At 73.1% G+C, this 26,297-nt stretch carries 19 protein-coding genes and 4 pseudogenes; 12 read left to right on the top strand and 11 right to left on the bottom strand.

The window, feature by feature from the left end; all coding sequences use genetic code 11:
- Positions 1-40: 40 nt before the first annotated feature.
- Positions 41-1,726 carry a ribonuclease J gene (locus ET495_RS02340; RefSeq protein ID WP_129202314.1) on the top strand — a complete coding sequence of 562 codons (1,686 nt, stop codon included), beginning with the start codon at positions 41-43 and terminating at the stop codon, positions 1,724-1,726.
- A 69-nt stretch (positions 1,727-1,795) separates the two neighbouring features.
- Here the strand turns inward: ET495_RS02340 and ET495_RS02345 are convergent, their stop codons facing one another.
- Entirely contained in the window at positions 1,796-2,635 is an 840-nt protein-coding gene (locus ET495_RS02345; protein ID WP_245993256.1) for an MBL fold metallo-hydrolase, read from the bottom strand.
- A gap of 326 nt (positions 2,636-2,961) precedes the next feature.
- Between ET495_RS02345 and ET495_RS18030 the strand changes: the two are divergent.
- Positions 2,962-5,510, top strand: a pseudogene (locus tag ET495_RS18030) (FtsK/SpoIIIE family DNA translocase).
- Positions 5,511-5,518: 8 nt separating this feature from the next.
- Here ET495_RS18030 and ET495_RS02355 read toward each other — a convergent pair.
- The gene (locus tag ET495_RS02355; RefSeq protein WP_245993257.1) at positions 5,519-6,805 is read right to left on the bottom strand and encodes a CapA family protein; all 1,287 of its coding nucleotides are present in this window, start codon (positions 6,803-6,805) and stop codon (positions 5,519-5,521) included.
- 123 nt (positions 6,806-6,928) lie between these two features.
- On the opposite strand from ET495_RS02355, the gene pgsA reads away from it, so the two are divergent.
- The 3 genes from pgsA (at position 6,929) to ET495_RS02370 (ending at position 8,709) form a co-directional block, all read left to right on the top strand.
- Positions 6,929-7,531, top strand: a complete 603-nt coding sequence (gene pgsA, locus ET495_RS02360) for a CDP-diacylglycerol--glycerol-3-phosphate 3-phosphatidyltransferase (protein ID WP_129202316.1) — start codon at positions 6,929-6,931, stop codon at positions 7,529-7,531.
- Positions 7,532-7,601: 70 nt separating this feature from the next.
- The gene (locus ET495_RS02365; RefSeq protein ID WP_129202318.1) at positions 7,602-8,093 is read left to right on the top strand and encodes a CinA family protein; all 492 of its coding nucleotides are present in this window, start codon (positions 7,602-7,604) and stop codon (positions 8,091-8,093) included.
- 274 nt (positions 8,094-8,367) lie between these two features.
- Positions 8,368-8,709: a helix-turn-helix domain-containing protein gene (locus ET495_RS02370; protein ID WP_129202320.1), complete on the top strand. Its 342-nt coding sequence runs from the start codon at positions 8,368-8,370 to the stop codon at positions 8,707-8,709.
- Positions 8,710-8,867: 158 nt separating this feature from the next.
- On the opposite strand, the gene ET495_RS18400 is transcribed toward ET495_RS02370, so the two are convergent.
- Positions 8,868-9,950, bottom strand: a complete 1,083-nt coding sequence (locus ET495_RS18400) for an Fpg/Nei family DNA glycosylase (RefSeq protein ID WP_245993260.1) — start codon at positions 9,948-9,950, stop codon at positions 8,868-8,870.
- Positions 9,951-9,953: 3 nt separating this feature from the next.
- Positions 9,954-14,987, bottom strand: a complete 5,034-nt coding sequence (locus tag ET495_RS02385) for an Lhr family helicase (protein ID WP_425471185.1) — start codon at positions 14,985-14,987, stop codon at positions 9,954-9,956.
- Positions 14,988-15,199: 212 nt separating this feature from the next.
- Here ET495_RS02385 and ET495_RS02390 point away from each other — a divergent pair, with 212 nt between their 5' ends.
- The 5 genes and pseudogenes from ET495_RS02390 to ET495_RS02400 all read left to right on the top strand — a co-directional run bounded on the left by ET495_RS02390 (position 15,200) and on the right by ET495_RS02400 (position 18,611).
- On the top strand, positions 15,200-15,436 hold the full coding sequence (locus ET495_RS02390; RefSeq protein WP_129202322.1) for a DUF3046 domain-containing protein: 237 nt from the start codon (positions 15,200-15,202) through the stop codon (positions 15,434-15,436).
- 311 nt (positions 15,437-15,747) lie between these two features.
- Positions 15,748-16,380 (top strand): annotated as a pseudogene (gene recA, locus ET495_RS19600) (recombinase RecA); the annotation flags it as partial.
- Positions 16,381-16,386: 6 nt separating this feature from the next.
- Positions 16,387-17,421: pseudogene (locus ET495_RS19605) on the top strand (intein-containing recombinase RecA); the annotation flags it as partial.
- Between the two features lie 24 nt (positions 17,422-17,445).
- Positions 17,446-17,937: pseudogene (locus tag ET495_RS19110) on the top strand (recombinase RecA family protein); the annotation flags it as partial.
- A gap of 65 nt (positions 17,938-18,002) precedes the next feature.
- Positions 18,003-18,611, top strand: a complete 609-nt coding sequence (locus tag ET495_RS02400) for a regulatory protein RecX (protein WP_245993262.1) — start codon at positions 18,003-18,005, stop codon at positions 18,609-18,611.
- A gap of 240 nt (positions 18,612-18,851) precedes the next feature.
- On the opposite strand, the gene ET495_RS02405 is transcribed toward ET495_RS02400, so the two are convergent.
- The 4 genes from ET495_RS02405 to ET495_RS02420 form a co-directional block, all read right to left on the bottom strand.
- Positions 18,852-19,745: an amino acid ABC transporter permease gene (locus ET495_RS02405; protein ID WP_129202328.1), complete on the bottom strand. Its 894-nt coding sequence runs from the start codon at positions 19,743-19,745 to the stop codon at positions 18,852-18,854.
- Positions 19,742-20,419: an amino acid ABC transporter permease gene (locus ET495_RS02410; RefSeq protein WP_129202330.1), complete on the bottom strand. Its 678-nt coding sequence runs from the start codon at positions 20,417-20,419 to the stop codon at positions 19,742-19,744. Before ET495_RS02410 ends, ET495_RS02405 begins: the two co-directional genes overlap by 4 nt.
- Before the next feature lie 76 nt (positions 20,420-20,495).
- Positions 20,496-21,356 carry a glutamate ABC transporter substrate-binding protein gene (locus tag ET495_RS02415; RefSeq protein WP_129202332.1) on the bottom strand — a complete coding sequence of 287 codons (861 nt, stop codon included), beginning with the start codon at positions 21,354-21,356 and terminating at the stop codon, positions 20,496-20,498.
- 53 nt (positions 21,357-21,409) lie between these two features.
- Positions 21,410-22,159 carry an amino acid ABC transporter ATP-binding protein gene (locus ET495_RS02420; RefSeq protein WP_162616529.1) on the bottom strand — a complete coding sequence of 250 codons (750 nt, stop codon included), beginning with the start codon at positions 22,157-22,159 and terminating at the stop codon, positions 21,410-21,412.
- Between the two features lie 182 nt (positions 22,160-22,341).
- Between ET495_RS02420 and miaB the strand changes: the two genes are divergently transcribed.
- The gene (gene miaB / locus ET495_RS02425) at positions 22,342-23,973 is read left to right on the top strand and encodes a tRNA (N6-isopentenyl adenosine(37)-C2)-methylthiotransferase MiaB (protein ID WP_129202334.1); all 1,632 of its coding nucleotides are present in this window, start codon (positions 22,342-22,344) and stop codon (positions 23,971-23,973) included.
- Between the two features lie 19 nt (positions 23,974-23,992).
- Here the strand turns inward: miaB and ET495_RS02430 are convergent, their stop codons facing one another.
- Together ET495_RS02430 and ET495_RS02435 are read right to left on the bottom strand one after the other, a co-directional pair.
- Positions 23,993-24,505: a type III secretion system chaperone family protein gene (locus ET495_RS02430; RefSeq protein ID WP_245993263.1), complete on the bottom strand. Its 513-nt coding sequence runs from the start codon at positions 24,503-24,505 to the stop codon at positions 23,993-23,995.
- A complete protein-coding gene (locus tag ET495_RS02435) occupies positions 24,502-25,143 on the bottom strand; it encodes a YbjN domain-containing protein (RefSeq protein WP_245993264.1) in 642 nt (213 codons plus the stop codon). Before ET495_RS02435 ends, ET495_RS02430 begins: the two co-directional genes overlap by 4 nt.
- 84 nt (positions 25,144-25,227) lie before the next feature.
- Between ET495_RS02435 and ET495_RS02440 the strand changes: the two genes are divergently transcribed.
- Positions 25,228-25,836 (top strand): hypothetical protein, encoded by a 609-nt coding sequence (locus tag ET495_RS02440; protein ID WP_129202336.1) that lies wholly within the window; start codon positions 25,228-25,230, stop codon positions 25,834-25,836.
- Here ET495_RS02440 and ET495_RS02445 read toward each other — a convergent pair.
- Positions 25,829-26,293, bottom strand: a complete 465-nt coding sequence (locus ET495_RS02445; RefSeq protein WP_129202338.1) for a VTT domain-containing protein — start codon at positions 26,291-26,293, stop codon at positions 25,829-25,831. The two genes, ET495_RS02440 and ET495_RS02445, sit on opposite strands and share 8 nt — an antisense overlap.
- Between the last annotated feature and the right edge of the window lie 4 nt (positions 26,294-26,297).

The raw sequence follows: 26,297 nt of genomic DNA on the forward strand, positions 1-26,297 counted from the left end.
CGGCCAGATCCTTCCGTACCGACGTCCTGATGGAGTCACCGTGAGCCACCCCCACCCCGAGCTGACCCTGCCCCCGCCCCTGCCCGCGGGCGGCCTGCGCGTCGTGGCGCTCGGCGGCCTCGGCGAGGTCGGGCGCAACATGGCCGTGCTCGAGCACGCCGGGCGCCTGCTGATCATCGACTGCGGCGTGCTGTTCCCGGAGGACAGCCAGCCGGGCGTCGACCTGATCCTGCCGGACTTCGACTACATCAAGGACCGCCTGGACGACGTCGAGGCGATCGTCCTCACGCACGGGCACGAGGACCACATCGGGGCCGTGCCGTACCTGCTGCGGCTCAAGCGCGACATCCCGCTGCTGGGCTCGCAGCTGACCCTCGCGTTCGTCGAGGCGAAGCTCAAGGAGCACCGCATCACCCCGGTGACGCTCGCCGTCAAGGAGGGGCAGCGGGAACGCCTCGGGGTGTTCGACCTGGAGTTCGTCGCGGTCAACCACTCGATCCCCGACGCGCTCGCCGTCGCCGTCACGACGGCGGCCGGCACCGTGCTGCACACGGGCGACTTCAAGATGGACCAGCTCCCCCTCGACGGGCGCATCACGGACCTGCGCGCGTTCGCGCGCCTGGGGGAGCAGGGCGTCGACCTGTTCATGGTCGACTCGACCAACGCCGAGGTGCCCGGGTTCGTGACGCCCGAGGTCGAGATCGGGCCCGTGCTCGACTCCGTCTTCGCGCAGGCCGAGAAGCGCATCATCGTCGCGTCGTTCTCCTCGCACGTCCACCGCGTGCAGCAGGTGCTCAACTCCGCGCACAACCACGGCCGCAGGGTCGCGCTCGTGGGTCGCTCGATGGTGCGCAACATGGCCATCGCCGCCGACCTCGGGTACCTCCAGGTGCCCGACGGCGTGCTGATCGACCTCAAGAAGGCGACCGACCTGCCCGACGACCGCATCGTGTACATGTCGACGGGGTCGCAGGGCGAGCCGATGGCCGCGCTCAGCCGCATGGCCAACGGGGACCACCAGGTGCGTGTCGGCCACGGCGACACCGTGATCCTGGCGTCCTCGCTCATCCCCGGCAACGAGAACTCGGTGTTCCGCGTCATCAACGGCCTCACCCGCATGGGCGCGCGCGTCGTGCACTCGGGCAACGCCAAGGTGCACGTCTCAGGGCACTCCTCGGCCGGCGAGCTCCTGTACTGCTACAACATCCTCAAGCCCAAGAACGTCATGCCGGTGCACGGCGAGGTACGTCACCTCGTCGCCAACGGGGCGCTCGCGGTGCGCACGGGCGTGCCCGCCGACCGGGTGGTGCTCGCGGAGGACGGCGTCGTCGTCGACCTCGTGGACGGCAAGGCGTCGGTGGTGGGCGCCGTGCCCTGCGGGTACGTGTACGTCGACGGCTCGAGCGTGGGGGAGATCACCGAGGCCGAGCTCAAGGACCGGCGGATCCTCGGCGAGGAGGGCTTCGTGTCCGTCTTCGCCGTGGTCGACTCCGCGACCGGGAAGGTGCTCGCCGGCCCGCAGATCCTCGCGCGCGGCATGGCCGAGGACGCCGCCGTGTTCGACGACATCCGCCCCGAGGTCGTCAAGGCGCTCGAGGACGCGATCACCGCGGGGGCGACCGACACCTACCAGCTCCAGCAGATCATGCGCCGCGTGGTCGGTCAGTGGGTCAACCGGCGGCTGCGCCGTCGGCCGATGATCGTGCCGGTGGTGGTCGAGGCCTGACGGTAGGCGCTGCGCGGCGCCGGCGGCCCTGCCGGGCCCTGGCGCCCGCCCCGCCGCGCCCGCGACGGTTCAGCGACCCTCGCGCAGGAACGCGCGCTGCGCGGTGTGCTCGCGCGCGACCCAGGGGTCGGCCAGCCGCGGATCGGCCGCGTCCGGGCCCCCCGTCACGAGCGAGCGCAGGTAGGCGCGGTCGGCCGTGAACCGCCCACGGATCGCGTCACGCCCGAAGGCGGGCGTGCCGTGCCCGGGCACCAGGACGTCGACGTCGTACGCCTCGACCGCTCGTTCCAGCAGGTCCAGGGCGCGCGCATAGTCGCCCAACGGGTCGGCCGGGGCGCGCGACGTGTCACCGCCCGGGCCGATGTCGAGCAGCGGCACCTCGGCGTCGGAGAGCATGTCACCCGCCACGAGCACGCCTCGCGTCACGAGCGCCGCGTGCCCGGGAGCGTGCGCGTCGTGGACGACGACGCGGCACGCGGGCGGTGCCGGTGGCGGGAGCGCACCCCCGGGCGCGGCCATCGCGGTCAGCACGCCGAACAGCGACCGGTCGTGCCCCGGCGCGGCGGCCGCGGCCTCGGCCCAGGCGCGGTCGGCGTCGCCCGCGAGCGCGTCGATCGCGTGCGACGACGCGAACCGGGGAACGTCGCCGAGCGCCGGCGACCACAGCACATGGTCCCAGTGCGGGTGCGTGGCGAGTCCTGCCGTGACGTGCCAGCCGCGCGCGTCGATCGCCGCCGACAGCGCGTCGACCTCGTCGCGGGTGATCCCGGGGTCGACGACGAGCGCCGCGCCGTCGTCGACCACGACGACGGAGTTCGACGTCCAGATCCGCGCCGTCGCGACCCAGACGCCGTCCGCGACGTGTCTCAGGTCGCGCATGCGGCCGCCCACCGCCGTCACGTCGTTCACCGGGGCATCGTGGCACGACGGCGTCGGCGCGGCGCGCACTGCCGTGTCGGTGCGGCACGGTGCGGCATCCCTTGACTACCGTGGGGTTCACTATGGCGACCCGGACCCCTTCTTCGCGGGCGACGCAGAGCTCGGCCGGGAAGGCACGAGCCGCGTCGTCTGGCCGCACGGCCGGGCGCCCCGCGGCCGTACGGTCGCAGGGCACGGCGACGCGGGCGCGCGCAGCGGCGACCGGGAAGTCCAGCGGACGACCTGGCGGCTCGCGCGCCGCTCCCGCCGCCGGTGGCCGCGCGAAAGCCGCTCGTCCCGCCTGGCCCGTCCGCGCGCTGCGTGCCGTCTGGCTCGGCATCGCCCACGGCATCGGGGGCGCCGTCCGCACGATCTTCCGAGGAGCGAGAGACCTGGAACCCGAGCACCGCCGCGACGGAGTCGCCTTCTTCCTCATCGCGTTGGCCCTGGTGGTCGCGGCGCGCGAGTGGTGGGGCGTCTCCGGCGTCTTCGGCGAAGCCGTCCACGCCGTCGTCGCCGGGACCGTCGGCGCGGCGGGCGTCGCCGTGCCCGTGCTGCTGCTGTGGCTCGGTGTGCGCGTCATGCGTCACCCCGAGCGCGCGCAGTCCAACTCGCGTGTCGGCGTCGGCGTGACGCTGCTCGTGGTGAGCGTGTGCGCGCTGATCGCCGTCTCGGCGGGTGGCCCGAGCCCGCGCGACGGGTTCGAGGCGGTGCAGGACGCCGGCGGCGTCGTCGGCTACCTCGTCGCCACGCCCGTGGTCGCGGGGGTCACCGCGGGCGTGGCCGTGCCGATCTTCCTGCTGCTGGGGTTCTTCTCGGTCCTGGTCATCACGGCGACCCCGGTGCACCGCATCCCCGAGCGTCTGCGCGGCATCTACGACCGCCTCACGGGCAACCATCGCGACGCCGCAACCGACGCCACGCTCGAGCTCGCCGACGGCGTGAGCGCGCACGACGGCACCGACGCGCCGCCGGCCAAGCGCCGCCGCAAGTCGCGCGCCGAGCGCGCCGCCGAGAAGCGGGCGCTCGAGGCGCCCGAGGGCGGGTTCGCCGGGGACGAGGCGTTCGAGAAGGCGGCGCTGCTCGACAAGGGCCCCGCCGCAGGCAAGCCCGGACGAGGCGCCCGGCCTCCCGCCGCCATGCCGAACCCGGCGACGGAGATCCTCACGACGGTGCACCCCACCGACGCCGAGGCGTCCGTGCGCGAGACGCCGCCCCGCCCGCGCCCGCGCCGATCGGCCGTCCCGTCCAGCCGATGCTCGACGGCGACACGGTCTACCTGATGCCCGACGAGGACCTGCTGGTCCAGGGTGCCCCGCACAAGACCCGCTCGGCCGCGAACGACCGCGTCGTCGAGGCGCTCACCGGCGTGTTCGAGCAGTTCGAGGTCGACGCGCAGGTCACCGGCTTCATGCGTGGCCCGACCGTCACGCGCTACGAGGTCGAGGTCGGCCCCAAGGTGAAGGTCGAGCGCATCACGTCGCTGTCCAACAACATCGCCTACGCCGTCGCGTCGGCCGACGTGCGCATCCTGGCCCCCATCCCGGGCAAGTCGGCGATCGGCATCGAGATCCCCAACACCGACCGCGAGATCGTCGTCCTGGGCGACGTGCTGCGCTCGGGCGCGGCCCGCCGCACCGAGCACCCCATGGTCGTCGGCATCGGCAAGGACGTCGAAGGCGGGTACGTCGTCGCCAACCTGGCGAAGATGCCGCACATCCTGGTCGCGGGCGCCACCGGCGCGGGCAAGTCCAGCTTCATCAACTCGATGATCGTCTCGATCATGATGCGGTCCACGCCCGAGCAGGTGCGCCTCGTGCTCGTGGACCCCAAGCGCGTCGAGCTGACCATCTACGAGGGCATCCCGCACCTGATCACCCCCATCATCACCAGCCCCAAGAAGGCCGCCGAGGCCCTCGACTGGGTGGTGCGCGAGATGGACGCACGCTACGACGACCTCGCGGCGTTCGGCTTCAAGCACATCGACGACTTCAACGCCGCCGTGCGCGCCGGCAAGGTCACGCCGCTGCCCGGCTCCGAGCGCAAGATCGCCCCGTACCCGTACCTGCTGGTCGTCGTCGACGAGCTCGCCGACCTCATGATGGTGGCCCCGCGCGACGTCGAGGCGTCCATCCAGCGCATCACCCAGCTCGCGCGAGCCGCCGGCATCCACCTGGTGCTCGCGACGCAGCGCCCGTCGGTCGACGTCGTCACGGGCCTCATCAAGGCCAACGTGCCGTCACGGCTCGCGTTCGCGACGTCGTCCCTCGCCGACTCGCGCGTGGTCCTCGACCAGCCCGGCGCCGAGAAGCTCATCGGGCAGGGCGATGCGCTGTTCCTTCCGATGGGCGCAGCCAAGCCGATGCGCGTGCAGGGCGCGTGGGTCTCCGAGAGCGAGGTCCACGCCGTCGTCGAGCACGTCAAGGCGCAGCTCAAGCCCGTCTACCGGGCCGACGTCGTCGCACCCGCCGGGGCGAAGAAGCAGATCGACGACGACATCGGCGACGACCTCGACGTGCTGCTCCAGGCCGCCGAGCTCGTGGTGACCACCCAGTTCGGCTCGACGTCGATGCTTCAGCGCAAGCTGCGCGTCGGGTTCGCGAAGGCCGGACGGCTCATGGACCTGCTCGAGTCGCGCGAGATCGTGGGGCCGTCCGAGGGGTCCAAGGCGCGCGACGTCCTCGTCCCGCCCGACGACCTGCCCGCCGCGCTCGCGCTCATCAGGGGTGAGCAGGCCCAGGTCTTCGACCAGGACGAACGCGCGGCCGGCGACCCGTATGCCGACGGCGTGGACGGGCACCGGCCGCCCGCCGCGACCGACTACCACGACGGCGCCGACACCGACCCGGAGACCGGCTGGCGCTGAGCCGCGGCTCAGGCGGCCCGCGGCACCACGACCGGCGCCGGACCCGTCGGCTCGGGCGGTGCCGTCCGCTCGGGCGCCTGCTCCCCGACGACGTCGCGCACCCGCTGCGCGCGGGCAGCCAGCTCGGCCGGGGCGAGCGTTCCGGCACTTGGGTCGGCCTCGGCGTCGGGCAGCGCGCGGACCCGGTGCCCCGCGGCGCGGTCGACCGTGATCGGCGTCCACTCGACACCCGTCACGCGTGCAGGCTGCCCCGGCTGCGCGACGACGGTCGCGGTCAGCAGCACCCCGCTCGACGACGCCGCGGTGCAGCAACCGGCGCTCTGGTTCGACACCAGGTTGCCCAGCCCGTAGGCGACCCACATGCCCGAGCCGTCGGGTCCGCCGTCGAGCCGCACGACCGGCTGCGGCACGTGGGCGTGGTGGCCCAGCACGAGGTCCACCACGCCCGATGCGGCGAGCGCCTGCGCCACCACCCGCTGCTCGTCGGTGGGCTCGGCGCGGTACTCGACGCCGTCGTGCAGGCTCACGACGACGAGGTCGGCGCCCGCGGCGCGCGCGGCGGCGGCGCGGGCGACGGTCGTCTCCACGTCGACGAGCTCGACCGCCCACGGGGCGGCGGCGGGCAGCGTGAGCCCGTTGAGGCCGTAGGTCACCGACAGGTGCGCGACGGTCAGCGTCCGGTCGGCGCGTTCGAGCCGGTAGAGCTGGGGTGCGTCGGCCTCGGCGGCGCTGCGGGCCGTGCCCGCGTGACCCAGACCCGCGGCGTCGAACGCGTCGAGTGTCGCGACGATCCCGGGCCAGCCCCGGTCGATCGAGTGGTTCGACGCCGTCGAGCAGCCGTCCCAGCCCTGCTCCGCGAGGTCGGTGACGATCTGCGCGGGCACGCCGAACATCGGATAGGTGGTGACCCGCTCCCCGGGTGGTGCGACCGGCGTCTCGAAGTGGCACAGGGCCAGGTCGGCGCCCTGCACCCACGGGTCGAGCCCTGACAGCAGGTCCGAGTAGTCGAGCACGCCGCCGTGCGTGGCGGACTGCGTGACCGGGGCGTGCAGGAGCACGTCTCCGGCGGCCACGAGCGTGAAGACCGCGGGCTCGGGCGGCGGCGGTGCGGGCGTCGCCGACGTGGCCGGTGTGGCCGGTGTGGGCCGCTCTGCGGCGGGCACGGTCGGCTGCGGCGTTGGCCCGGCGTCGGCGAACGTGCCGGACGTGAGGGCACCCGCCAGGACCCCGCCGGCGAGGCCCAGCGCTGCGAGCCCCGCGGCAGGTCCGCGGCGCAGGCCCGCGCGCCGGTTCACCAGGCGCCAGCTGCGGTCGGGGCCGTGATCTGCATCGTCGAACGGTAAGGCATGAAGGTGCTCTGGGCGACGACGGCTGGCGTCGGCGGCCCGGGGTCTGCCGGCACCAACTAGGCTGGTCGGGTGGTCGCCGCAGCTCCCTCCCCGTGGAACGTCGCCAATCTGGTGACGATGGCACGCATCGTGCTCGTGCCGGTCTTCGCGTGGGCGCTGCTCGCCGGGGACGGTCAGAGCATCGCGTGGCGGCTGGTCGCCACGGGCGTGTTCGTCGTCGCCGCCGCGAGCGACCGTGTCGACGGTTACCTCGCCCGCAGCCGCAACCTCGTCACCGACCTGGGCAAGCTCCTCGACCCGATCGCCGACAAGGCGCTCGTGGGCGTCGCGCTCGTGCTGCTGTGGGTGCCGCTGGGGGAGCTGCCGTGGTGGGTTCCCGTGGTCGTGCTCGTGCGCGAGCTGGGCATCACGGCCATGCGCATGTCCTTGCTGCGCTACGTCGTCATCCCGGCATCCCGCGGGGGCAAGCTCAAGACGGCGCTCCAGGTCGCCGCCATCACGCTCTTCCTGCTGCCGCTCGAGCATCTTCCGGGCATCGTCCGCGTCGTGGCATGGGTCGTGCTCGTCGCCGCGATCGCGGTGACCGTGCTGACGGGCGCGGACTACGCCGTGGCCGGCTGGCGTGTGCGCCGCGACGCGCACCGCGACCCGTCCGTTACGTCTGCATCGTGAGGTCGACGGCGACCGGTGCCGTGCGCGGCGCCCTCGCGACGGGTGCTGGGTCGTCTCGCGCGACGACGCCGTGAACACGGGCGCGCCGCACCGGGGACCGGGGGAGCGGCCCGCCGAGGTCCTCAGGCTGGCCGCAGCGCGCGGCTGGACGCTCGCCGTCGCGGAGTCGCTCACCGGAGGGCTCGTGGCCGCGGCCCTCGTCGACGTCCCCGGGGCGTCGTCGGTGCTGCGCGGCGGCGTCGTCGCATATGCGACCGATCTGAAGGCATCGCTGCTGGGCGTCGACGCCGCGCTCCTCGCCGAGCGGGGCGCCGTGGACCCGGACGTCGCGACGGCGATGGCCGCGGGCGTCCGACGCGTCGCGCGTTCAGACGTCGGGCTCGCGACCACCGGCGTCGCGGGCCCGGACGCCCAGGACGGTCAGGCGCCGGGCGTCGTCTACGTCGCCGTCGTCACCCCGGAGCGCACCGACGTGCGACGCCTCGACCTCGCCGGGGACCGCGCTGCGATCCGGTGCGGCGCGGTCGGCGGGGTGCTCGATCTCGCGGCCGAGGTGCTGTGACCGCGAGGTGAACTCCGTGTCACGATTCGGAGTCGAGGTTGGCACGGACGCGGTACGCGTGGGAGGTTCAAGACATGGTCACGTGTGACGAGCGTCCCACGGGCGGCGGCCCAGGGAACAACGGCCGGGGGCCGGCGTTGTGGAGGGCGTGATCAGCACCAGGCCAACAGGCCGGCCCGGGATGCGCCAGTCGAGGCTCGTCTCCGGGACCACAGGGTACGGTAGGTCGACTTCCGGTCACGGGGACCGGATGGGTGACGAGAGGGGGCGCGAAATGGTCGTTCTTCGACGAGAGATCGGCGACGTGCTGCGCGATGCGCGGCAGCGTCAGGGGCGCACCCTTCGTGAGGTGTCCTCCGCCGCACGGGTCTCGCTCGGCTACTTGAGCGAGGTCGAGCGCGGTCAGAAGGAGGCGTCGTCGGAGCTCCTGGCCTCGATCTGCGAGGCGCTGGACCTGCCGATGTCGCTCGTGCTGCGCGAGGTCAGCGACCGCATCGCGATCGCTGAGGGCCTCGCCATCCCCGACACCATCCCCGCGGACTTCGTGGTCGGCTTGCTGGCCCGCGGTGGGGACTGGCGTACGGGCATCGAAGCGGAGCTGACACCGGTCGGCTGATCCGCACCAGAACTCATCTGACGACGTGAGGCGGGCCGCCCCCGATGGGGCCGCCCGCCTCACGTCGTCCACACCCGAGATCGCGCGCTCCGGGGCCCGTGCCGCGGGCGTGGGGCACACCCCGCCGCGGCACTCCGCTGCCGACCCGCACGGCGGGTTCACGCCCCGGGCGCCTGGCAGCGCGGACACCAGTAGACGACCCGCTCAAGCGCTCCCTGGTCGGGGCGGACGTCCTGCCCTCGCGTCGACCCCAGCGCGATCGGCGTCCCGCAGCGCACACACGGCCCACGGTGGCGGCCGTGGACGCGCCGCTCGACGGCGCCGAGCCCGGCCCGCCGAGCGACCGTCACGCTGGCGCCGACGAGGCGCGACGCCGTCAGGAGCAGCCCTCGGACTCGCCGTGCGTCGAGAACGCCGACGGGGGTCCACGGCCACAGCCGCTCGGCGAACAACGACTCCGCCATCCAGATCGTGCCGAGTCCCGCAACGACCCTCTGGTCGAGCAGTGCGACGCACACCGGGCGCTGCGGCGCGACCAGGAGGCGGCGGACGCCCTCGTCGACGCCGCCGTGCGCCGTGGGGCCGCTCGACGCGAAGGCGTCGGCCAGCACATCAGGACCCAGCCCGGCGAGCAGCGTGTGCTCGTCACGCGTGCGCAGCAGGTCCAGCATGCCCAGATGCCACCCCACGCAGGTCCAGGTGCTGGTCGCGAGCACGGCGCGCACCGCCGGGGACCGCCCGGCCGCTTCGCGGCTGCCCGTCCTGTGCACGCGCCAGAAGCCGTCCATCCTCAGGTGCGTGTGCAAGGTCCAGCCGCCGGCCCGGCTCGCTGGCGTGGTCGAGCCGAGCCGCCCCGAACGCGCGGACGACGCCTCCTGCCGGGCGGATCGTGAGGCCTCGTCGGATCGTGGAGGCACGCCAGGGCGCGGGACCGCGCTGGTGTTCCGGGACTCACCGACCTGTTCGGTGGTGTCGCGCGGGGACTCACCGGGGCGCACGGTCCCGCGGGTGGGCGGGGCCGCGCCGGTCCGCGGGCCGGCGCCGTGCGGCGTGAGGTTCGGGCCCGCGTCGAGGCGCAGCAGCAGGTGCTTGCCGTAGGCCGTCGACTCGACGAGCGTCCGGCCGACGAGGTCGGCGCCCGCGACGGAAGGCCAGCGCAGCTCGGCGCGCACGAGCGGGGACCCGCCGAGCGCGGCACCGAGCCGCTCGGCCGTCAGGCGCAGCACATCTCCCTCGGGCATCGGTCAGCCGCCCGCCACCCGCAGCCCCCGGGGCGTCACGGCGAACCCGGCGTCGAGCAGTGCACCCGCACCGAGCGTGCGTTCTCGGGCCGCCGTGAGCGCGGCGACGCCGTCGACCCGCTGCACGAGCACGCGCCCGAGACGACCCGTCCGGGCCGCGTCCGCCAGCACCCGCCCGGCGGTCGCGAGGCGTCGCACGGCGCCCGGCTCGGACGAGCCGAACGTCAGCACGGTGCGCCCTCCGCGCTCGACGAAGAGCACCACGTCTCCGTCGACCAGGACCACGACGGCGCCCGCCTTGCGGCCCGGACGGTGCGCGCCGGGGCCGTCTGCGGACGTCGACCCGGGCGGCCAGGCCAGAGCGGCGCCGTACGGGTTGGCGGGATCGGTCGCGGCCAGCAGCAGTGCGCCGGGCACCGAGACGTGAGCGGCGAGCGACCCGTCCGGGCCGCCGACATGATGCGGGAGCTGCCGGGACGCGGCGAGGCTGCCCGCCTCGTGCGGGCCGGTCGTCTCGTGCGGCCGGGTCGCCGCGTGCGGGTCGCCGGCGCCACGCGTCCCCTGCGGATGCCACGAGCCGGCGACGAGGTCGGGCGGGTTCGTGCGGAACGCCTGGGTCACGTCGGATCCGTCGTCCGGGTCGACCTCATGGGCTCGGGCACGGTCGGCGGCGTCGGTGCGGAGCTGGTCGACGGCTCCCGGCAGAGCGAACTGCGACCCGCCGAGCCCTTCCACGAAATAACCGCGACGCACCGCACCGCGCTCCTCGAGCTCGCGCAGCACGCGGTAGACGTCGCGGAACGCTCGCGTCGCTCCCTCCGACGGAGCGACCGCGCGGGTGAGCACGCCGTGCCGTTCCAGGAGCACCTGCGTCAGCGCGTGCGCGCGCAGCGTCGGGTCCCGTTCGACGGCAGGCAGGGCGGCCCAGCGGCCGCCACCGGTTCGCACCGCCGACGCGGGCGACACGGCCGGTCGGCTGAGTCCGCCGAACCGTGAGTGCCGCACCGGGCGTGCCCGCGCCGGCGCGCGCGGCGCCCGGTGTGCGCCTCCGGCACCCGCGCCGACGGCCTCACGCAGCGGCCCCAGCCCGTCGTTGGTGACCCAGCCCGCCCACACCAGGTCCCACAGCACGTCGAGCGTCGCACTCGTCGACGCGTCCGCCAGCTCGGCCAGTCGGGTCAGGAAGTAGCCGCCGGATCCCGTGAGCAGGTCGAGCACCGCGCGGTGCAGGTCGGTGTCGAGCGCGCCGCCCTCCTCGACCGGGTCGGGTTCCCGCAGCGTCAGCGGCGCGCCGTCGGCCAGGTGCAGCGACACCATGCCATCACCGCCGCCCGACCCGGGCAGCCGCGCGTGACCGCACCACAGCACCTCGCCCGCGGTCGTGAGCTCATCGAGCAGCGCAGTGGAGTAGTCGGGCACACGCGCAGGCAGCACGAGCGTCTCCAGCGCGCTCGCGGGTACCGCGGCACCGGCAAGCTGCTCGACCGCCCTCAGCACACCGTCGACGCCTCGGGCCGCCGAGCGGGCGCCGACCTGCTGCCAGTGCGGCAGGAAGACACCCAGCGCCTGCGGCTCGACGGGCTCCACCTCGGCGCGCAGCGCCGCCAGCGACCGGCGTCGGAGCCGTCGCAGCACCTCGGGGTCGCACCATTCGTCGCCCGTACCGCCCAGCGAGGACGGCCGCAGCGCCCCCCGCACCACGGTTCCCGCCGCCTCGAGCCGAGCAAGCGCATGCAGGACGACGGCGATGCCGAGCCCGAACCGTGTCGCGACGTCGGTGGCCGCGACCGGCCCGTGGGTGCGCACATGGCGGCGCACCAGGTCGCCCAGCGGGTCGGGAACGAGTTCGGTGTAGGCCTCGGGCACGCCGACGGGGAGCGCGACGCCGAGCGCGTCGCGCAGCCTTCCCGCATCCTGCGCGACGGCCCACTGCTCGGCGCCGGCAAACCGCACCCGGATGACGCGCCGGTCACCTTCCAGCGCGTCGAGCCACCCGGCGACCTCGGTGCGCGACTGCGTACGCGTGCGCGCCTCCAGCGCAAGGAGGTCGTGCGGCCCGGTCCGGCGCAGTACGTCCCACAGGCCCTCGGCGTCCTTGGCCTGCCGCTCGGGCGCGAGCGCCTGGAGCTCCGCCTCGGTGCGCTCGACGGCGGCCGGGTCGAGAAGGTCGGCGATCGCGGTCGCACCCTGTTCGCCCAGCAGCTCGGCGAGCAGGTCGGGATCGAGCGAGAGAGCGGCAGCGCGGCGCTCGGCCAGTGGGGCGTCGCCGTCGTAGAGGAACTGCGCCGTGTACCCGAACAGCAGCGACTGCGCGAACGGTGACGGGCTCTGCGTGGTCACCTCGACGATGCGGATCCGGCCCGCGGCGACGTCCGCCATCAGGGCGCCGAGAGCGGCGACGTCGAAGTCGTCCTGAAGGCACTCCCGAGCGGCCTCGAGCGTGATCGGGAAGTCGGGGAACTGGGCTGCGACCTGCAAGAGCTGGGCCGCGCGCTGGCGTTGCTGCCACAGCGGCTGGCGGCGGTCGGGGCGCCGGCGTGGCAGCAGCAGGGCGCGCGCGGCGGCCTCGCGGAAGCGGGCGGCGAACAGCACCGACGAGCCCAGCTCGTCGCGGACGGCGCGCACGACGTCGTCGGGATCGACCAGCAGGTCCTCGGCGGTGACGAGCGGAGCATCGCCCCCGGGGCCGCCCTCGGCGGGAACCTCGGCGACGTCCCAGGCGGCCCCGGCGTCGGGCAGCCGCAGCACGATCCCGTCGTCGGAGTGCATGGCGGCGACGTCGAGGCCGTGCCTCTCGCGCAGCCGACCGGCGAGGATCAGTGCCCACGGTGCGTGCACGCGCGCGCCGAAGGGTGAGTGGACCACGACGCGCCAGTCGCCGAGCTCGTCACGGAACCGCTCGACGACGATCGTGCGGTCGTCGGGCACGCGACCCGTCGCGATGCGTTGCTCCGTCAGGTACGCGGCGAGGTTGTCGGCCGCCCAGGCGTCGAGCCCGGCCTCGCGCAGGCGGGCGCGGCCGGTGGCGGCGTCGTCGGCGAGCAGCGCGTCGCTGGTGCGGACGAACGCGCCCATCGCGCGGCCCAGCTCGACCGGCCGACCCGGCGAGTCGCCCTTCCAGAACGGCAGGCGGCCGGGCAGCCCGGGTGCGGGGGAGACGAGCACGCGGTCGGGCGTGATGTCCTCGATGCGCCACGTCGAGGAGCCGAGCGTGAACGTGTCGCCCACGCGGGACTCGTAGACCATCTCCTCGTCGAGCTCGCCCACACGCTTGCCGCCGCGCTGCGCCACGCCGTCCGCGGCGTCGCCCGACGCGAGGAAGACGCCGTAGAGCCCCCGATCGGGGATGGTGCCACCGCTGGTGGCCGCGAGGCGCAGCGCGCCTGGCCGGGCCGACAGCCGCCCGGTCGCGCGGTCCCACACGATGCGGGCGCGTAGCTCGGCGAAGTCCTCGGAGGGGTAGCGGCCGGCGAGCATGTCGAGCACCGAGGCCCAGGTCGCCCGGCCCAGGTGGGCGTAGGGGTGCGCGCGGCGGAACGTGGCGAGGAGGTCGTCGGCGTCCCAGTCGTCGGTCGCGAGCGCGGCGACGACCTGCTGGGCGAGCACGTCGAGCGGCGTGGTGGGCACGTGCAGGGGCTCGATCTCGCCGTCGCGCATGCGCTGGGCGACGACCGCCGCGGGAACGAGGTCGCCGCGGTGCGTCGGGAAGACGACGCCGTGCGACACCGCGCCGACCTGGTGACCGGCGCGGCCGATGCGCTGCAGCCCGCTCGCGACCGACGGCGGCGCGCCGACCTGCACCACGAGGTCGACCGCGCCCATGTCGATGCCCAGCTCGAGCGAGCTCGTGGCGACGACGGCGGGCAGCCGTCCCTCCTTGAGCTCCGACTCGGTGCGCGTGCGCTCGGTGCGGCTCATCGAGCCGTGGTGGGCGCGCGCGAGGATCTCGACGCCGGGAGCGATCCCGGCCGCCGTGCCGGACTGGCCGGGGGCCTGTGCAGGCCACGTGCCGCTCGGGTCGGCGACGCGCTCGCCGAGGCGCTGCGCCCACAGCTCGTTCATACGGCTGGTGAGACGCTCGGCGCCGCGCCGCGAGTTGGTGAACACGAGAGTCGATCGGTGCGAGGCGACGAGGTCGACGACGCGCTCCTCGACGTGCGGCCACACCGACGACCGGCGCAGCGGCGAGGTGGCGTCCCCCGCGATGTCGGGAATGCCGGGCACCTCCGGGGCACGGGCGAGGTCGTCGTCCGACGGCGCCGAGTCCTCGGGCCCCGACGCGCCCGGCGCGGTGCCGGGGGGCGCGTCGAGGTCGGACAGGTCCGGGACCGGGACGACGACGTCGATGGCCCATTCCTTGGCCGCGGGCGGCTGCACGACGGCGACCTGACGCCCGCCCTCGTCGGGTGCACGGTGCCCGCCGAGGAAGGCCGCCACCTGGTCGACGGGCCGGACCGTCGCCGACAGCCCGACACGCTGGGCGGGTGCCGAGCCCGCGCCGACCAGGAGCGCGTCGAGCCGTTCGAGGCTCAGGGCCAGGTGCGCCCCGCGTTTGGTGCCCGCGACGGCATGGATCTCGTCGAGGATCACCGTCTCGACGCCGAGCAGGCCCGCGCGAGCCTGCGAGGTGAGCATGAGGAACAGCGACTCGGGCGTCGTGACGAGGATGTCGGGGGGCCGGGTCGCGAACGCGCGGCGCTCGTTCGCAGGTGTGTCACCGGTGCGCATCCCGACGTCGATCCCGGGGGTCTCGATCCCGGCGCGGGCCGCGGCCTGGCGGATGCCCGTCAGCGGAGAGCGCAGGTTGCGCTGGACGTCGGCGGCCAGCGCCTTGAGCGGCGAGACGTACAGGACGCGACAGCGCAGCCCGCGCTCGGGGAGCGGCTCGTGGTGCAGGCGGTCGATCGCCCAGAGGAATGCGGCGAGCGTCTTGCCCGAGCCGGTCGGTGCGACGACGAGCGCGTGGTTGCCCTCGCCGATCGCCTCCCACGCGCCCGCCTGGGCCGCCGTCGCCCCTCGAACGCACCCGCGAACCAAGTGCGAGTCGCGGGGCCGAAGCGGGCCAAAGGAGAGGTCACGCGACCATTCTGGACCGCGGGTCCGACACGGCGCCGACCTCCTGTGGACGACGCTGGGCAGCAGCGTCGTCGTGCGCGCGGGCAAGGTCGCGGCGAGGAGCAGGCGCCGGTGGACGACGCCGGGGCCGCCCGTGCCGGCCGGAGGCTTGACGGCGGTGGCACGCTTGCCCCGTGCGTCTGCGGGAGTTCTGGGAGTTGATCGACGAGGTCTTCGGGCCCGGGTACGGGCGCGCGCTCGCGCGAGAGCAGGTGCTGGCGGCGCTCGGCGACCGCACCCCGGCCGAGGCGCTGGACGCGGGGCTCCAGCCGCGCGACGTCTGGCACGCGCTGTGCGACGCGCTCGACGTGCCCGACGCGGACCGCTGGGGCACGAGCCGCGGGCGCAAGGCGCCGCCGCCGTCGCGCTGACGGCGCACCGGCGCTTCACCGGCGCTCGCCGGCACCTCGCCGGCACCTCGCCGGAGCCGAGAGGCCGCGTCGTGGCCGCTCGACCGCTCGGCGGAGACGCGGACGCGTCGTGGACGCGTCGGCGTGTCGCTCGCATCGAACAGATGTTCGGCTAAAGTCGTCCACAGGCACGGATTCTGGAACCTTGTCGTCAGGCAGGGGCCGGAGAAGGCGTCCGTGTCGGTGGCTGCACATACGGTCTGGCACCGATGAGCTCGCAGACACAGAAGCCGGCGCGCACTCGCCGCGCCCCGACCACAAAGGTGACCGACATGCCCGCACCGGCAGACCGCGACAAGGCCCTTGAGGCTGCGCTCGCCCAGATCGACCGCAGTTTCGGCAAGGGCTCGGTCATGCGCCTGGGCGACGACTCTCGCGCTCCCGTCGAAGTGATCCCCACCGGCTCGATCGCGCTCGACGTGGCGCTCGGCATCGGAGGACTCCCGCGCGGGCGCGTCGTGGAGATCTACGGCCCGGAGTCCTCGGGCAAGACGACGGTCGCCCTGCACGCAGTCGCCAGCGCGCAGCGCTCGGGCGGCATCGCGGCCTTCATCGACGCCGAGCACGCGCTCGACCCCGAGTACGCCAAGAAGCTGGGTGTCGACACCGACGCCCTGCTCGTGTCCCAGCCGGACACGGGCGAGCAGGCGCTCGAGATCGCCGACATGCTCATCCGTTCGGGCGCGCTCGACGTCATCGTCATCGACTCGGTCGCGGCACTGGTGCCGAAGGCTGAGATCGAGGGCGAGATGGGCGACAGCCACGTGGGCCTCCAGGCGCGTCTGATGTCGCAGGCACTGCGCAAGATCACGGGTGCGCTGAGCTCGTCGGGTACGACCGCCATCTTCATCAACCAGCTGCGCGAGAAGATCGGCGTCTTCTTCGGATGCTTCGACTACTCGACGCGTGTCGTGCTCGCCGACGGCACGACGGAGCAGATCGGCACCATCGTCGACGAGAAGCGGCCGGTCGAGGTGCTGTCGTACGACCCGGAGTCGGGCCAGGCGGTTCCGCGGAAGGTCGTCAACTGGTTCGACAACGGCCCTGCCGAGCGGTTCCTGGAGTTCACGGTCGAGTCGGGCACGGGTGAGGGCGCCCAGTTCGCGGCGACGGAGAACCACCTCGTCCGCACCCCGGGCGGCTGGCGCGAAGCAGGCGAGATCCTCGCGGGAGACCGCGTCATGGTTGCCGAGGACGCGCTCCTGTCCGACCAGCAGTGGCAGGTGGTGCTCGGTGGACTGCTCGGAGGCGCCACCCTGTCGTCCCTTCCCGGCGGACGAGCTCAGTTCCGCATGGATCACAGCCCCGCGCAGGCCGCGTACCTCGGCTGGAAGGCGTCGATGCTTCACAACGTGGGGCAGACGCGCACGGTCCTGCCGGACGGTGCGACGCAGGTCGGTCTGAGGCCGCTCGCCGAGCTGTCCGAGCTGCGCGAGGTCGTCGACTTCGGCGACGGCAAGAAGCACATCACGGAGGACTACCTCAAGGCGCTCACCCCGCTCGCCCTCGCCGTCTGGTACATGGACCGCTTCTCGGTCGACGTCATGTCCGGGTGCCCGCAGGCGAGCACGGGCGGCAGCGTGGGGCACGCCGAGGTCTGCGTCGACGAGATGAGCCCCGGATCGCGCGAACGTCTGGCCGGCTACCTGCGGGACAGCCACGGCGTCGACTGCGCGCTGCACCGGCAGGACTCCGGGCAGCAGTGGGTCATCCGGCTCACGCAGGCTGGGACGGCACGGCTCCAGGAGGTCGTGGCACCGTACGTTCACGCCTCGATGCAGCACCTGCTGGACCCGCGGTTCCGGGGGCAGTTCGACGTGACGCCGGAGGTCGTGGCGCCGCGTACCGTTCTGATGCCCGCGCGCGTTAGCGACGTCCGCGTCAAGCCGAAGGCCCCCTCGATGCGCCGCTTCGACATCGAGGTGGAGGGAAACCACAACTACTTCGTCGACGGCGTGATGGTGCACAACAGCCCGGAGACGACGACCGGCGGCAAGGCGCTCAAGTTCTACGCGTCGGTCCGCCTGGACATCCGTCGCATCGAGACCCTGAAAGAGGGCACGGAGCCGGTCGGCAACCGCACGCGCGTCAAGGTGGTCAAGAACAAGATGGCCCCGCCGTTCAAGCAGGCGGAGTTCGACATCCTCTACGGGGTGGGCATCTCACGCGAGGGTGGCCTCATCGACATGGGCGTGGAGCACGGTCTCGTGCGCAAGTCGGGCTCGTGGTTCACCTACGAGGGCGACCAGCTCGGCCAGGGCAAGGAGAACGCGCGAGGGTTCCTGCGCGACAACCCCGACCTCGCCAACGAGCTGGAGAAGCGCATCAAGGAGAAGCTCGGCGTGGGCGCCAAGCTCGACGCACCGGCCGACGACGTCGCGGCAGGCAAGGCGGGCACCGCAACGCCGGCCGCCGCCGCCGCGCCCGCCGCGGGTGCCAAGGGCAAGAAGGCACCGTTCTGATGCTCGGTTCGCCGGGGTCCTCCGTCCCCGGACCGGAACGTGATGGCGACGAGGGGGGTCGCGGCGTGGGGAAGCGCCGCGGCCGGACCGGTCGGAGCGGTGTCGGTGCGCGCTCGGGTGAGCGCGCACCGCGCCGTTCCGTCACCGAGCGCCTTGAGGCGGGCGAGGTCACGGTCGACGAGGCCGGCGACCTGGCCCGCGAGACCGTCCTTCGCATCCTGACCGCTACGCCGAAGAGCCGCCGCGAACTGGAGCAGGCGATGGCCCGCAAGGGCTACCCGGAGCCGGTGGTGGCGCGGGTCCTGGATCGGTTCGCCGAGGTGGGCCTGATCGACGACGTCGAGTACGCCCACATGGTCGTGCGCACCCGGCACTCCGAGAGGGGCCTCGCACGCCGCGCCATCGCCGCAGAGCTGCGCCGGCGCGGGATAGACGACGACACGGCGGCCGAGGCGCTCGGTCAGGTTGCCGACGACGACGAGCGCGAGACGGCGGCGCGCCTCGCCGGCGGGCTGGTGGCCCGCACGCGTGGGCTGGCGCGCGACGCCCGCGTCAGGCGGGCCGCGTCGGCGTTGGCCCGGAAGGGCTATCCGACCGGGGTTGCGTTCGCGGCGGTCAAGGACGCGCTCGCGGCAGAGGGTGTGGAGACCGGCGACCTCTCCGAGCTCGGATAGGTGCCACGGCAGTCGGTCGAGTGCGTGCCATCGGCCGAGTGCGGGCGCGGCCCCCCCGAGATCTTCGTGGCGAGCGGGGCGATGCCCGCAGGGTAGAGGCGCGGCCGGCGCACGAGCGGGTCCACGAGCCGGCAGACGACTACCTTCACGGCCCCATCGTGGGCCGCTGACGCCGACCCTGCGGTGCCCGGCCTGGACGAGCGTGGCCGGGGTCGCCGCAGAACCCGCGCGGCGCGCGCATCACCCTCCGGCCGTCACACCGGGCGCGGTCCGTGGGACTGCGATGCCTGGGCCGATGCCGCTGCCTGTGGCCGTCTTGCCGGAGGTTCGGCTGGACAGTCGCCGGGCGAGCCTGCGCGCGACCCACGACAGCACGACGTTGAGCAGGATGAACAGGATCGCGGCGACGAACAGCGCCTGCAGCGGGTTGCCGCCTCCTGAGGCGAGGATCTGGGCGGAGCGCAGCAGCTCCTTGTACCCGATGAGCTGGCCGAGCGCGGAGTCCTTGAGAACGACGACGAGCTGGGAGACGACTGCCGGGAGCATCGCGATGAGGGCTTGGGGGAGCTGGATCGAGCGGAGGGTCTGCCCGCGTGTGAGGCCCAGCGACACGCCGGCCTCGGCCTGCCCGCGCGGCAGGCTGCCGACGCCCGAGCGAACGAGCTCGGCGATGACCGACCCGTTGTAGAGGATGAGCGCCACGACGACGGCGGTGAACGCCGAGTCGGCGACGACGCCCCGCAGCGTGACCCCGAAGAGGATGTTGAGGAAGACCATCATCAGGAGCACGGGCACGGCGCGCAGGAACTCGACGAGCAGTGAGGAGACCCAGCGGATCGCCCGCAGGTGCGACAGCCTGCCCATGCCGAAAAGAATCCCGAAGACGACGGCGCCGACCGTGGCGAAGGCCGCCGCGCGCAGGGTGTTCTGCAACCCGGGCAGGTAGTAGTACTGCCACGCGCGCGGGTCGACGGCGGTGCGCCACAGGCCGGCGGCGAGCTGGCCCTTGCCGCTGAGGACGACGAGCACCCAGGCGAGGATGCCGAGCACCACGACCGCGCCCAGGGCGTTGCTGATCGCCATGCGGCGCCGGCCGCGTGGGCCGGGGGCGTCGAACAGGACGGAAGCGCTCATCGACGGACCGCCAGACGGTTGGAGAGCCAGGTGGTGGCCAGCCCGATGGGGATGATGAGGATGACGAAGCCGATCGCGAAGGTGAAGAAGATCTCCCACAGGTAGTCCGGGCGGATCTCGATCATGGTCTTCATGACGCTCGACGTCTCTGTGGACACGGACGCGGCTGCCGCGACCGTGGAGTTCTTCAGCAGCGCGATCAGGGTGTTGCCCAGCGGCGCGATCGCCCCGCGGAACGCCTGGGGCAGCACGATGATGCGGGCCGCCGAGAGGAACGGGAGGCCGATGGCGCGAGCCGCCTCGGCCTGGCCGACGGGCACGGTGTTGACGCCGGAGCGGATCGCCTCGCACACGAACGCCGCGTGGTAGGCGCCGAGTCCGAGCACTGCGAACAGGAAGAAGTTCGTGGTGAAGTCCCGGGAGAGCGTGACGCTGAGCTGGGTCCACACTGCGAGCACCAGGAACGTCATGATGACCGTGAGCGGTGTGTTGCGGACGATGTTGACGTACGCCGCGCCGGCCCACTGCAACGAGAGCAGCGGCGAGATCCGCATGACGGCGAGGACTGTGCCCAGCACGAGGGCCAGCAGCGCACCCCAGACGGTGAGCTGCACGTTGACCCAGAACGCGCCGAGCACGTCGTAGCTGGCGAGCACGTCGAAGAACCCGGCCACTAGCGGCTCCTTTCAGGTGTGTTCGACGGGCTCGGCCACTGCGGGTGGCCGAGCCCGTCGAAGCGCGGTCCGAGCGTCAGGAGCAGGCGTCCGGCGTCGGCGGGTTCTCGGCGGCGTTGGGCGTGTAGCCGGTCCCGGCGGTGTTCTTCTCGATGAGCTGCTCCCACGTGCCGTCGTCGATCATCTCCTTGACGGCCTCGTTGACCTTCTCGCACGTCTCGGTCGAGCCCTTGGGGAGCCCGATGCCGTAGCGCTCTTCCGTGAACGGCGCACCGACCACCTTGACCTTGCCCTTGTTGGCGTCGGTCGCGGCGAGGCCTGCGAGGATGATGTCGTCCGTGGTCACCGCGTCGACCTGGCCCGCGACGAGGGCGGTGACGCACTCGGCGTAGCCGGGACGCTCGAGCAGGTTCACCCCGGCCGAGTAGCTGTCCTTGATCTTCTGGGCGGACGTCGACCCCGTGACCGAGCACAGGTTCTTGCCCTCGAGCGCGTCGGGGCCGGTGATGTCGGTGTTGTCCTGCGAGACGAGCAGATCCTGGCCCGCGATGAAGTACGGGCCGGCGAAGTCGACGATCTCCTTGCGAGCGTCCGTGATCGAGTACGTCGCGAAGATGATGTCGACCTGCCCGGTCTGGAGCATCGTCTCGCGCTGGGCAGACGGTGACTCGACCCACTGGATCTGGTCGGGCGTGTAGCCGAGCTTGCCGACGACATAGGTGGCGACGTCGACGTCGAAGCCTGTGTGGTTGGGGCCGTCCTGAAGGCCGAGGCCGGGCTGGTCGTACTTCACGCCGACCTTGATGGTCTTGCTCGTCCCGCCGCCGTCTTCCGAGGGGTCGGCGGCCGGTCCGCCTGGTTCGGCGCTCGAACAAGCGGTGAAGGTGAGCGCGGCTGTCGCCGCGAGGGCGAGGAGCCCGGTGGTGCGTTTGCGCATGATATCCCCTTCGTTCGGTGCGTCCCCCCGGACGCGTGTGGCGATGTGGTGCCTCAGTGGATGAGGATCTTTGAGAGGAAGTCCTTCGCCCGCTCCGACTGAGGCGCGGTGAAGAACGTGTCGGGATCTGCTTCCTCGACGATCTGACCGTCCGCCATGAACACGACTCTGTCCGCGGCTTTGCGGGCGAATCCCATCTCATGTGTCACGACGATCATCGTCATGCCCTCCTTGGTGAGCGCCACCATCGCGTCGAGCACCTCGTTGACCATCTCGGGGTCCAGGGCGCTGGTGGGCTCGTCGAAGAGCATGACCTTGGGATGCATCGCGAGGGCTCGGGCGATCGCGACGCGCTGCTGTTGGCCGCCGGAGAGCTGGGCGGGCATCTTGCGCGCCTGGTCCTCGACACCCACGCGCCGCAGCAACGCCAGCGCCTCCGTCTCTGCATCCTTCTTCGACGCCCGGCGGACCTTGCGCGGTCCGAGCGTCACGTTGTCGAGCACGGTCTTGTGCGCGAACAGGTTGAACGACTGGAACACCATGCCGACCTCCGCACGCAGCTTGGCGAGCCCGCGGCCCTCGCCAGGCAGGGGGTTGCCGTCGACGCGGATCTCGCCCTCGTCGATGGTCTCGAGCCGGTTGATGGCTCGGCACAGCGTTGACTTGCCCGAGCCCGACGGCCCGACGACGACGAGAACCTCACCCTTGTGGACCGTGAGGTTGATGTCGCGCAGCACGTGGAGAGCGCCGAAGTGCTTGTTGACCCCCGTGAGCTCGACCAGTGGCGGTGCGGCTGTCTCCATCGTGATCGGCCCTTTCGTCGGTGTCGTCCTCAGCCCCAGCATCCCTGCCTCGTGTTTCCACGAACAGCCCCGGACCGCCCAGTCCTGCAACAAATTGGTCACGGTATTCCCCTTGGCGGTCATGACCTGCTCCGATGCGGGTCTGGTTCCGTGCCCGGGGTGGGGACCGTACCCTAGACGCGATGTCCTCCGCCACCCTCCCCGTACCAGGCGCGCCCGCAGCGCGCACCTACGTCGTGCGCACCCTCGGGTGCCAGATGAACGTCCACGACTCCGAGCACATGGCCGGCTTGCTGGAACAGGCCGGCTACGTGCGTGCGAGCGCCGCCGACGACGCCGCGAACAGCGCCGACGTCGTCGTGATCAACACCTGCGCCGTGCGGGAGAATGCGGCGACGCGCCTTTACGGAAACCTGGGTCATCTGGCGAGCATCAAGGCGCAGCGGCCGGGCATGCAGATCGCCGTGGGTGGTTGTCTGGCGCAAAAGGATCGGGGCGAGATCGTCGAGCGAGCGCCCTATGTCGACGTCGTGTTCGGCACGCACAACCTTGACGCGCTGCCGGTGCTCCTGGAGCGTGCCCGGCACAACGCGGCGGCGCAGGTCGAGATCGCCGAGTCGCTCCAGGTGTTTCCCTCGACGCTGCCCACGCGTCGTGAATCGGTCTACGCCGGCTGGGTGTCCATCTCGGTGGGCTGCAACAACACGTGCACCTTCTGCATCGTGCCGCACCTGCGCGGCAAGGAGCGTGACCGGCGCCCCGGCGAGATCCTCGCCGAGGTGCAGGCGCTGGTCGACGGCGGTGCGATCGAGGTGACGCTCCTGGGCCAGAACGTCAACTCCTACGGCGTCGAGTTCGGCGACCGCGGCGCCTTCGCCAAGCTGCTGCGCGCGTGCGGCCAGGTCGAAGGGCTGGAGCGGGTCCGCTTCACCTCCCCGCATCCGGCCGCCTTTACCGACGACGTCATCGCCGCGATGGCGCAGACGCCCAACGTCATGCCGAGCCTGCACATGCCTCTCCAGTCGGGATCCGACAGGGTGCTGCGCGCGATGCGCCGCTCGTACCGGTCCGAGAAGTTCCTCGGCATCCTCGACCGTGTGCGCGCGGCGATGCCGGACGCCGCCATCACGACCGACCTCATCGTCGGGTTCCCGGGCGAGACGGAGGAGGACTTCGCGGAGACGCTGCGTGTGGTCGAGGCCTCCCGGTTCACGTCCGCGTTCACCTTCCAGTACTCCCCGCGGCCGGGAACCCCCGCCGCGACCATGGCTGACCAGGTTCCCAAGGATGTCGTGCAGGAGCGGTTCGACCGGCTGCTGGCCTTGCAGGAGCGCGTCTCGGCGCAGGAGGCCGCCCGGCAGGTGGGCCGCACGATCGAGGTGCTCGTCGTCGAAGGCTCGGGCAAGAAGGACGGCGCCACGCAGCGGATCTCGGGCCGCGCACCCGACAACCGGCTGGTGCACGTCGCACTGCCCGGCGGTCTCGTCGCACCCGGCGCGCCGGCGTCGCTTGACGACCCGCGCCTGGCCGACGCGGCCGACCTCGACCCCCGCCTGCCCCGCCCGGGGGACATGGTGACCGCCGTCGTCACGCACGCGGCGCCGCACCACCTTCTCGCCGATTCCGCGGCCCATTCCGCTGCCGACGGCGGTCCCGACGGCGGTACGCACGCGGTGCGTCGCACGCGCTCGGGTGACGCGTGGGCCGCCCGCGAGCGGACGCGGCTCGGCGCGCCCGACGACGGTCACACGCACGGAACGCCCGCGCCCTCCGGGCCGGTCTCGCTCGGACTGCCCACGCTGCTGCGACGCTGAGCGCGTCCGGGGGAGTGCGCTACCCGGCCGCGGGAGGCGCGAGCGTGGCCAGCGAGTCGAAGAACTGCGTCGCCGTCACCAGGCCGCAGGACACGGTCGCGGCGACCTGCGCGTCGGTCGCCCCGTGCTCGAAGTCGACCGACACCTCGGCGTACAGCGCGAGGCCGTCCTCCTCCTCGCGTATGTAGACCTTGGGCCAGATGCGCTCGCGGTTCCAGTCGTTCACCGCCTGGAGCACGGCCAGGCGGGTCGTGGCCGCCACCTCCCCGGCCCAGCGGCCGCGCACCTGGAGGATCTCCTTGTGGTCGCCCAGCAGCAGGAACCAGAACCGGTTGCCGTCCCACGTACCGGTGATGTCGCCGTCCGAGTCGATGCGGAAGCGGTAGCCGCGGCGGGTCAGCTCGTCGCCCACGCGCTGCGCGGTCAGCGGTTCGGGTGGCCGGGCGGACCGGCCACCGGTGGGCCGGGTCGCGCCCTGGCCGCGCGGCGCGAGGCCGCGCGCGCGGTCGAGCCACGCGGCCAGGCGGCTCACGGCGCCTCCTGGAGCGGATCGGGGTAGGTCTCGTCGAGGCTGTCGAAGAACATCGAGCCCGTGATGAGCCCGCACTGCAGGTGCTGGGCGAGCTGGTCGTCGGTCACGCCGGGCTCGACGTCGACGGTGCACTCGGTGCACACGACGACGCCGCCGTCGTCCCGCACGCGCGTGTACGCCTTGGGCCAGATGTGGTCGGCGTTCCACGAGTTGCAGGCCTCGAGCAGCTCCTCGAGGCGCTCGATGGTGGCCTCGCGGTGCCACTGTCCGCGCACCTGGAGGACTTCCTCGCGCTCGCCGAGCACGAGGAAGTAGAACAGGCGCCCGTGCCACAGCCCGCCGATGTCACCGTCCGAGTCGGTGAAGTAGGTGAACCCGGACCGCTCGAGCCATGCGCTCACGCGGTCGTGGGAGAGCGGCGCGGGCAAGGGTTCCTGGGCAGGCTGCCCGGTCCTGCCGCGCGGGCTGCCGACGACGCGCGCCAGCAGGCCTTCGACTCGTTCGCGCAGCTCCTGGTCGTCCAGGGCGGGCGGCGCGTCGGCGGACGCGGTGTCGTCGGCTGGCGGCGTGGTCGGGGACCATCCCTCGTCTCGCCCCGAGGGGCGTCCGGTGTCCCGGCGTGACCCGAAGAACCTCACCCCGTCCACACTACCGGGAGCGCCCCGCGCCGAGCACACACGTGCAGCCGTTCGAAGGCGAGGCGCGACGGTACTGTCGGGCGCGTGCCGTGCCTCGTCGTCGTTCCCGCCACGCCTCTGCTCGCGCAGGGCGTCTCGGGAGGCGCAGACGCCCTGCCCGGGCTGCGCCGCACGGTGCGGGACGTTCTGTCGGGCGAGCTCGCCGTGTCGCGTGGCGGCGTCGCGGTGCTCGCGACGGGTCCGACGGCGCGGGCCGGGCGGCTGCGGCCGAGCCTGGCCGCGGTCGGCGTCGCCGACGCGTTCGTTCCCCTGATGTCCGCCTTCGGGCCGCGCGGCGAGGACTGGGACGGCATCGCCGCGCCCGGGGCCTCGGTGGCGCTGCTCGCGCTCGGCGACGCCGGGCTCGACGTCGCGACGTGCCCGGTCGACGTCGTCGAGGTGCCGGGGGAGCCGGCGACCGCGGCCGTGCTTGCAGCCACGGCCCGGATCCGTGCGACGTTCGACGACCAGGCGGTGACGTCGACCGCCGGAGGGCTCCTCGTCGTCGCGGACCAGCCGGCGCCGGGCGTCGACGCCGTGCTCGAGCGCCTCCTGGCGTCGGGCCGGTGGACGCACGACGTGCTCGACGTGCACCAGCGCCACGAGCACCTGCCCGGCTCCTACAGCGTGACGGTGCACCGACTCGTCACGTGAGCACGGCCCCGACCCCGGCGAGGATCAGCCAGGCGCGCACGGCCCGGCCCACCGCGACGGTTGGGACGAACACCTCCAGGCGGACACGCAGCGCACCGGCGACCAGCGACATGACCAGCAGGGGCGGAACCCCGGCGATCGACGCGGCCAGCAGCACCGCGGCGGTGAGCCAGGGACGGCCGGCGAGCGTGGTGTGCCAGCGGTCGAACGTGCGCTTCCACGACTCCTTGGAGAGCTTCTTGGCGACCCACTGCGACTGCATCGAACGCGCGGCCAGCCAGTACCAGACGAGCTTGCCGACGACCGTGCCCAGCCCCGCCGCAGCCGCGCACGTCAGGGCCGCCGCGGCGTCGTCGCCGATCCGGGTCGCGAGCACGCCGAGGTAGACCTCGAGGTTCACGAAGGGGACGAGCGCGGACAGGATCGAGGTGCCGAACGTGGCGAGCGCAGCGAGCACGGCG

Origin of the sequence: Xylanimonas allomyrinae, from assembly GCF_004135345.1 — a bacterium.
Classification (GTDB): domain Bacteria; phylum Actinomycetota; class Actinomycetes; order Actinomycetales; family Cellulomonadaceae; genus Xylanimonas; species Xylanimonas allomyrinae.

Excerpts from the sequence above, each read along its gene's own strand:
- ET495_RS02370 (WP_129202320.1), top strand. The coding sequence starts at position 8,368 with ATGGTCGTTCTTCGACGAGAGATCGGCGACGTGCTGCGCGATGCGCGG.
- ET495_RS18400 (WP_245993260.1), bottom strand. The coding sequence starts at position 9,950 with ATGCCCGAGGGAGATGTGCTGCGCCTGACGGCCGAGCGGCTCGGTGCC.
- ET495_RS02405 (WP_129202328.1), bottom strand. The coding sequence starts at position 19,745 with ATGAGCGCTTCCGTCCTGTTCGACGCCCCCGGCCCACGCGGCCGGCGC.
- ET495_RS02415 (WP_129202332.1), bottom strand. The coding sequence starts at position 21,356 with ATGCGCAAACGCACCACCGGGCTCCTCGCCCTCGCGGCGACAGCCGCG.
- ET495_RS02420 (WP_162616529.1), bottom strand. The coding sequence starts at position 22,159 with ATGGAGACAGCCGCACCGCCACTGGTCGAGCTCACGGGGGTCAACAAG.
- miaB (WP_129202334.1), top strand. The coding sequence starts at position 22,342 with ATGTCCTCCGCCACCCTCCCCGTACCAGGCGCGCCCGCAGCGCGCACC.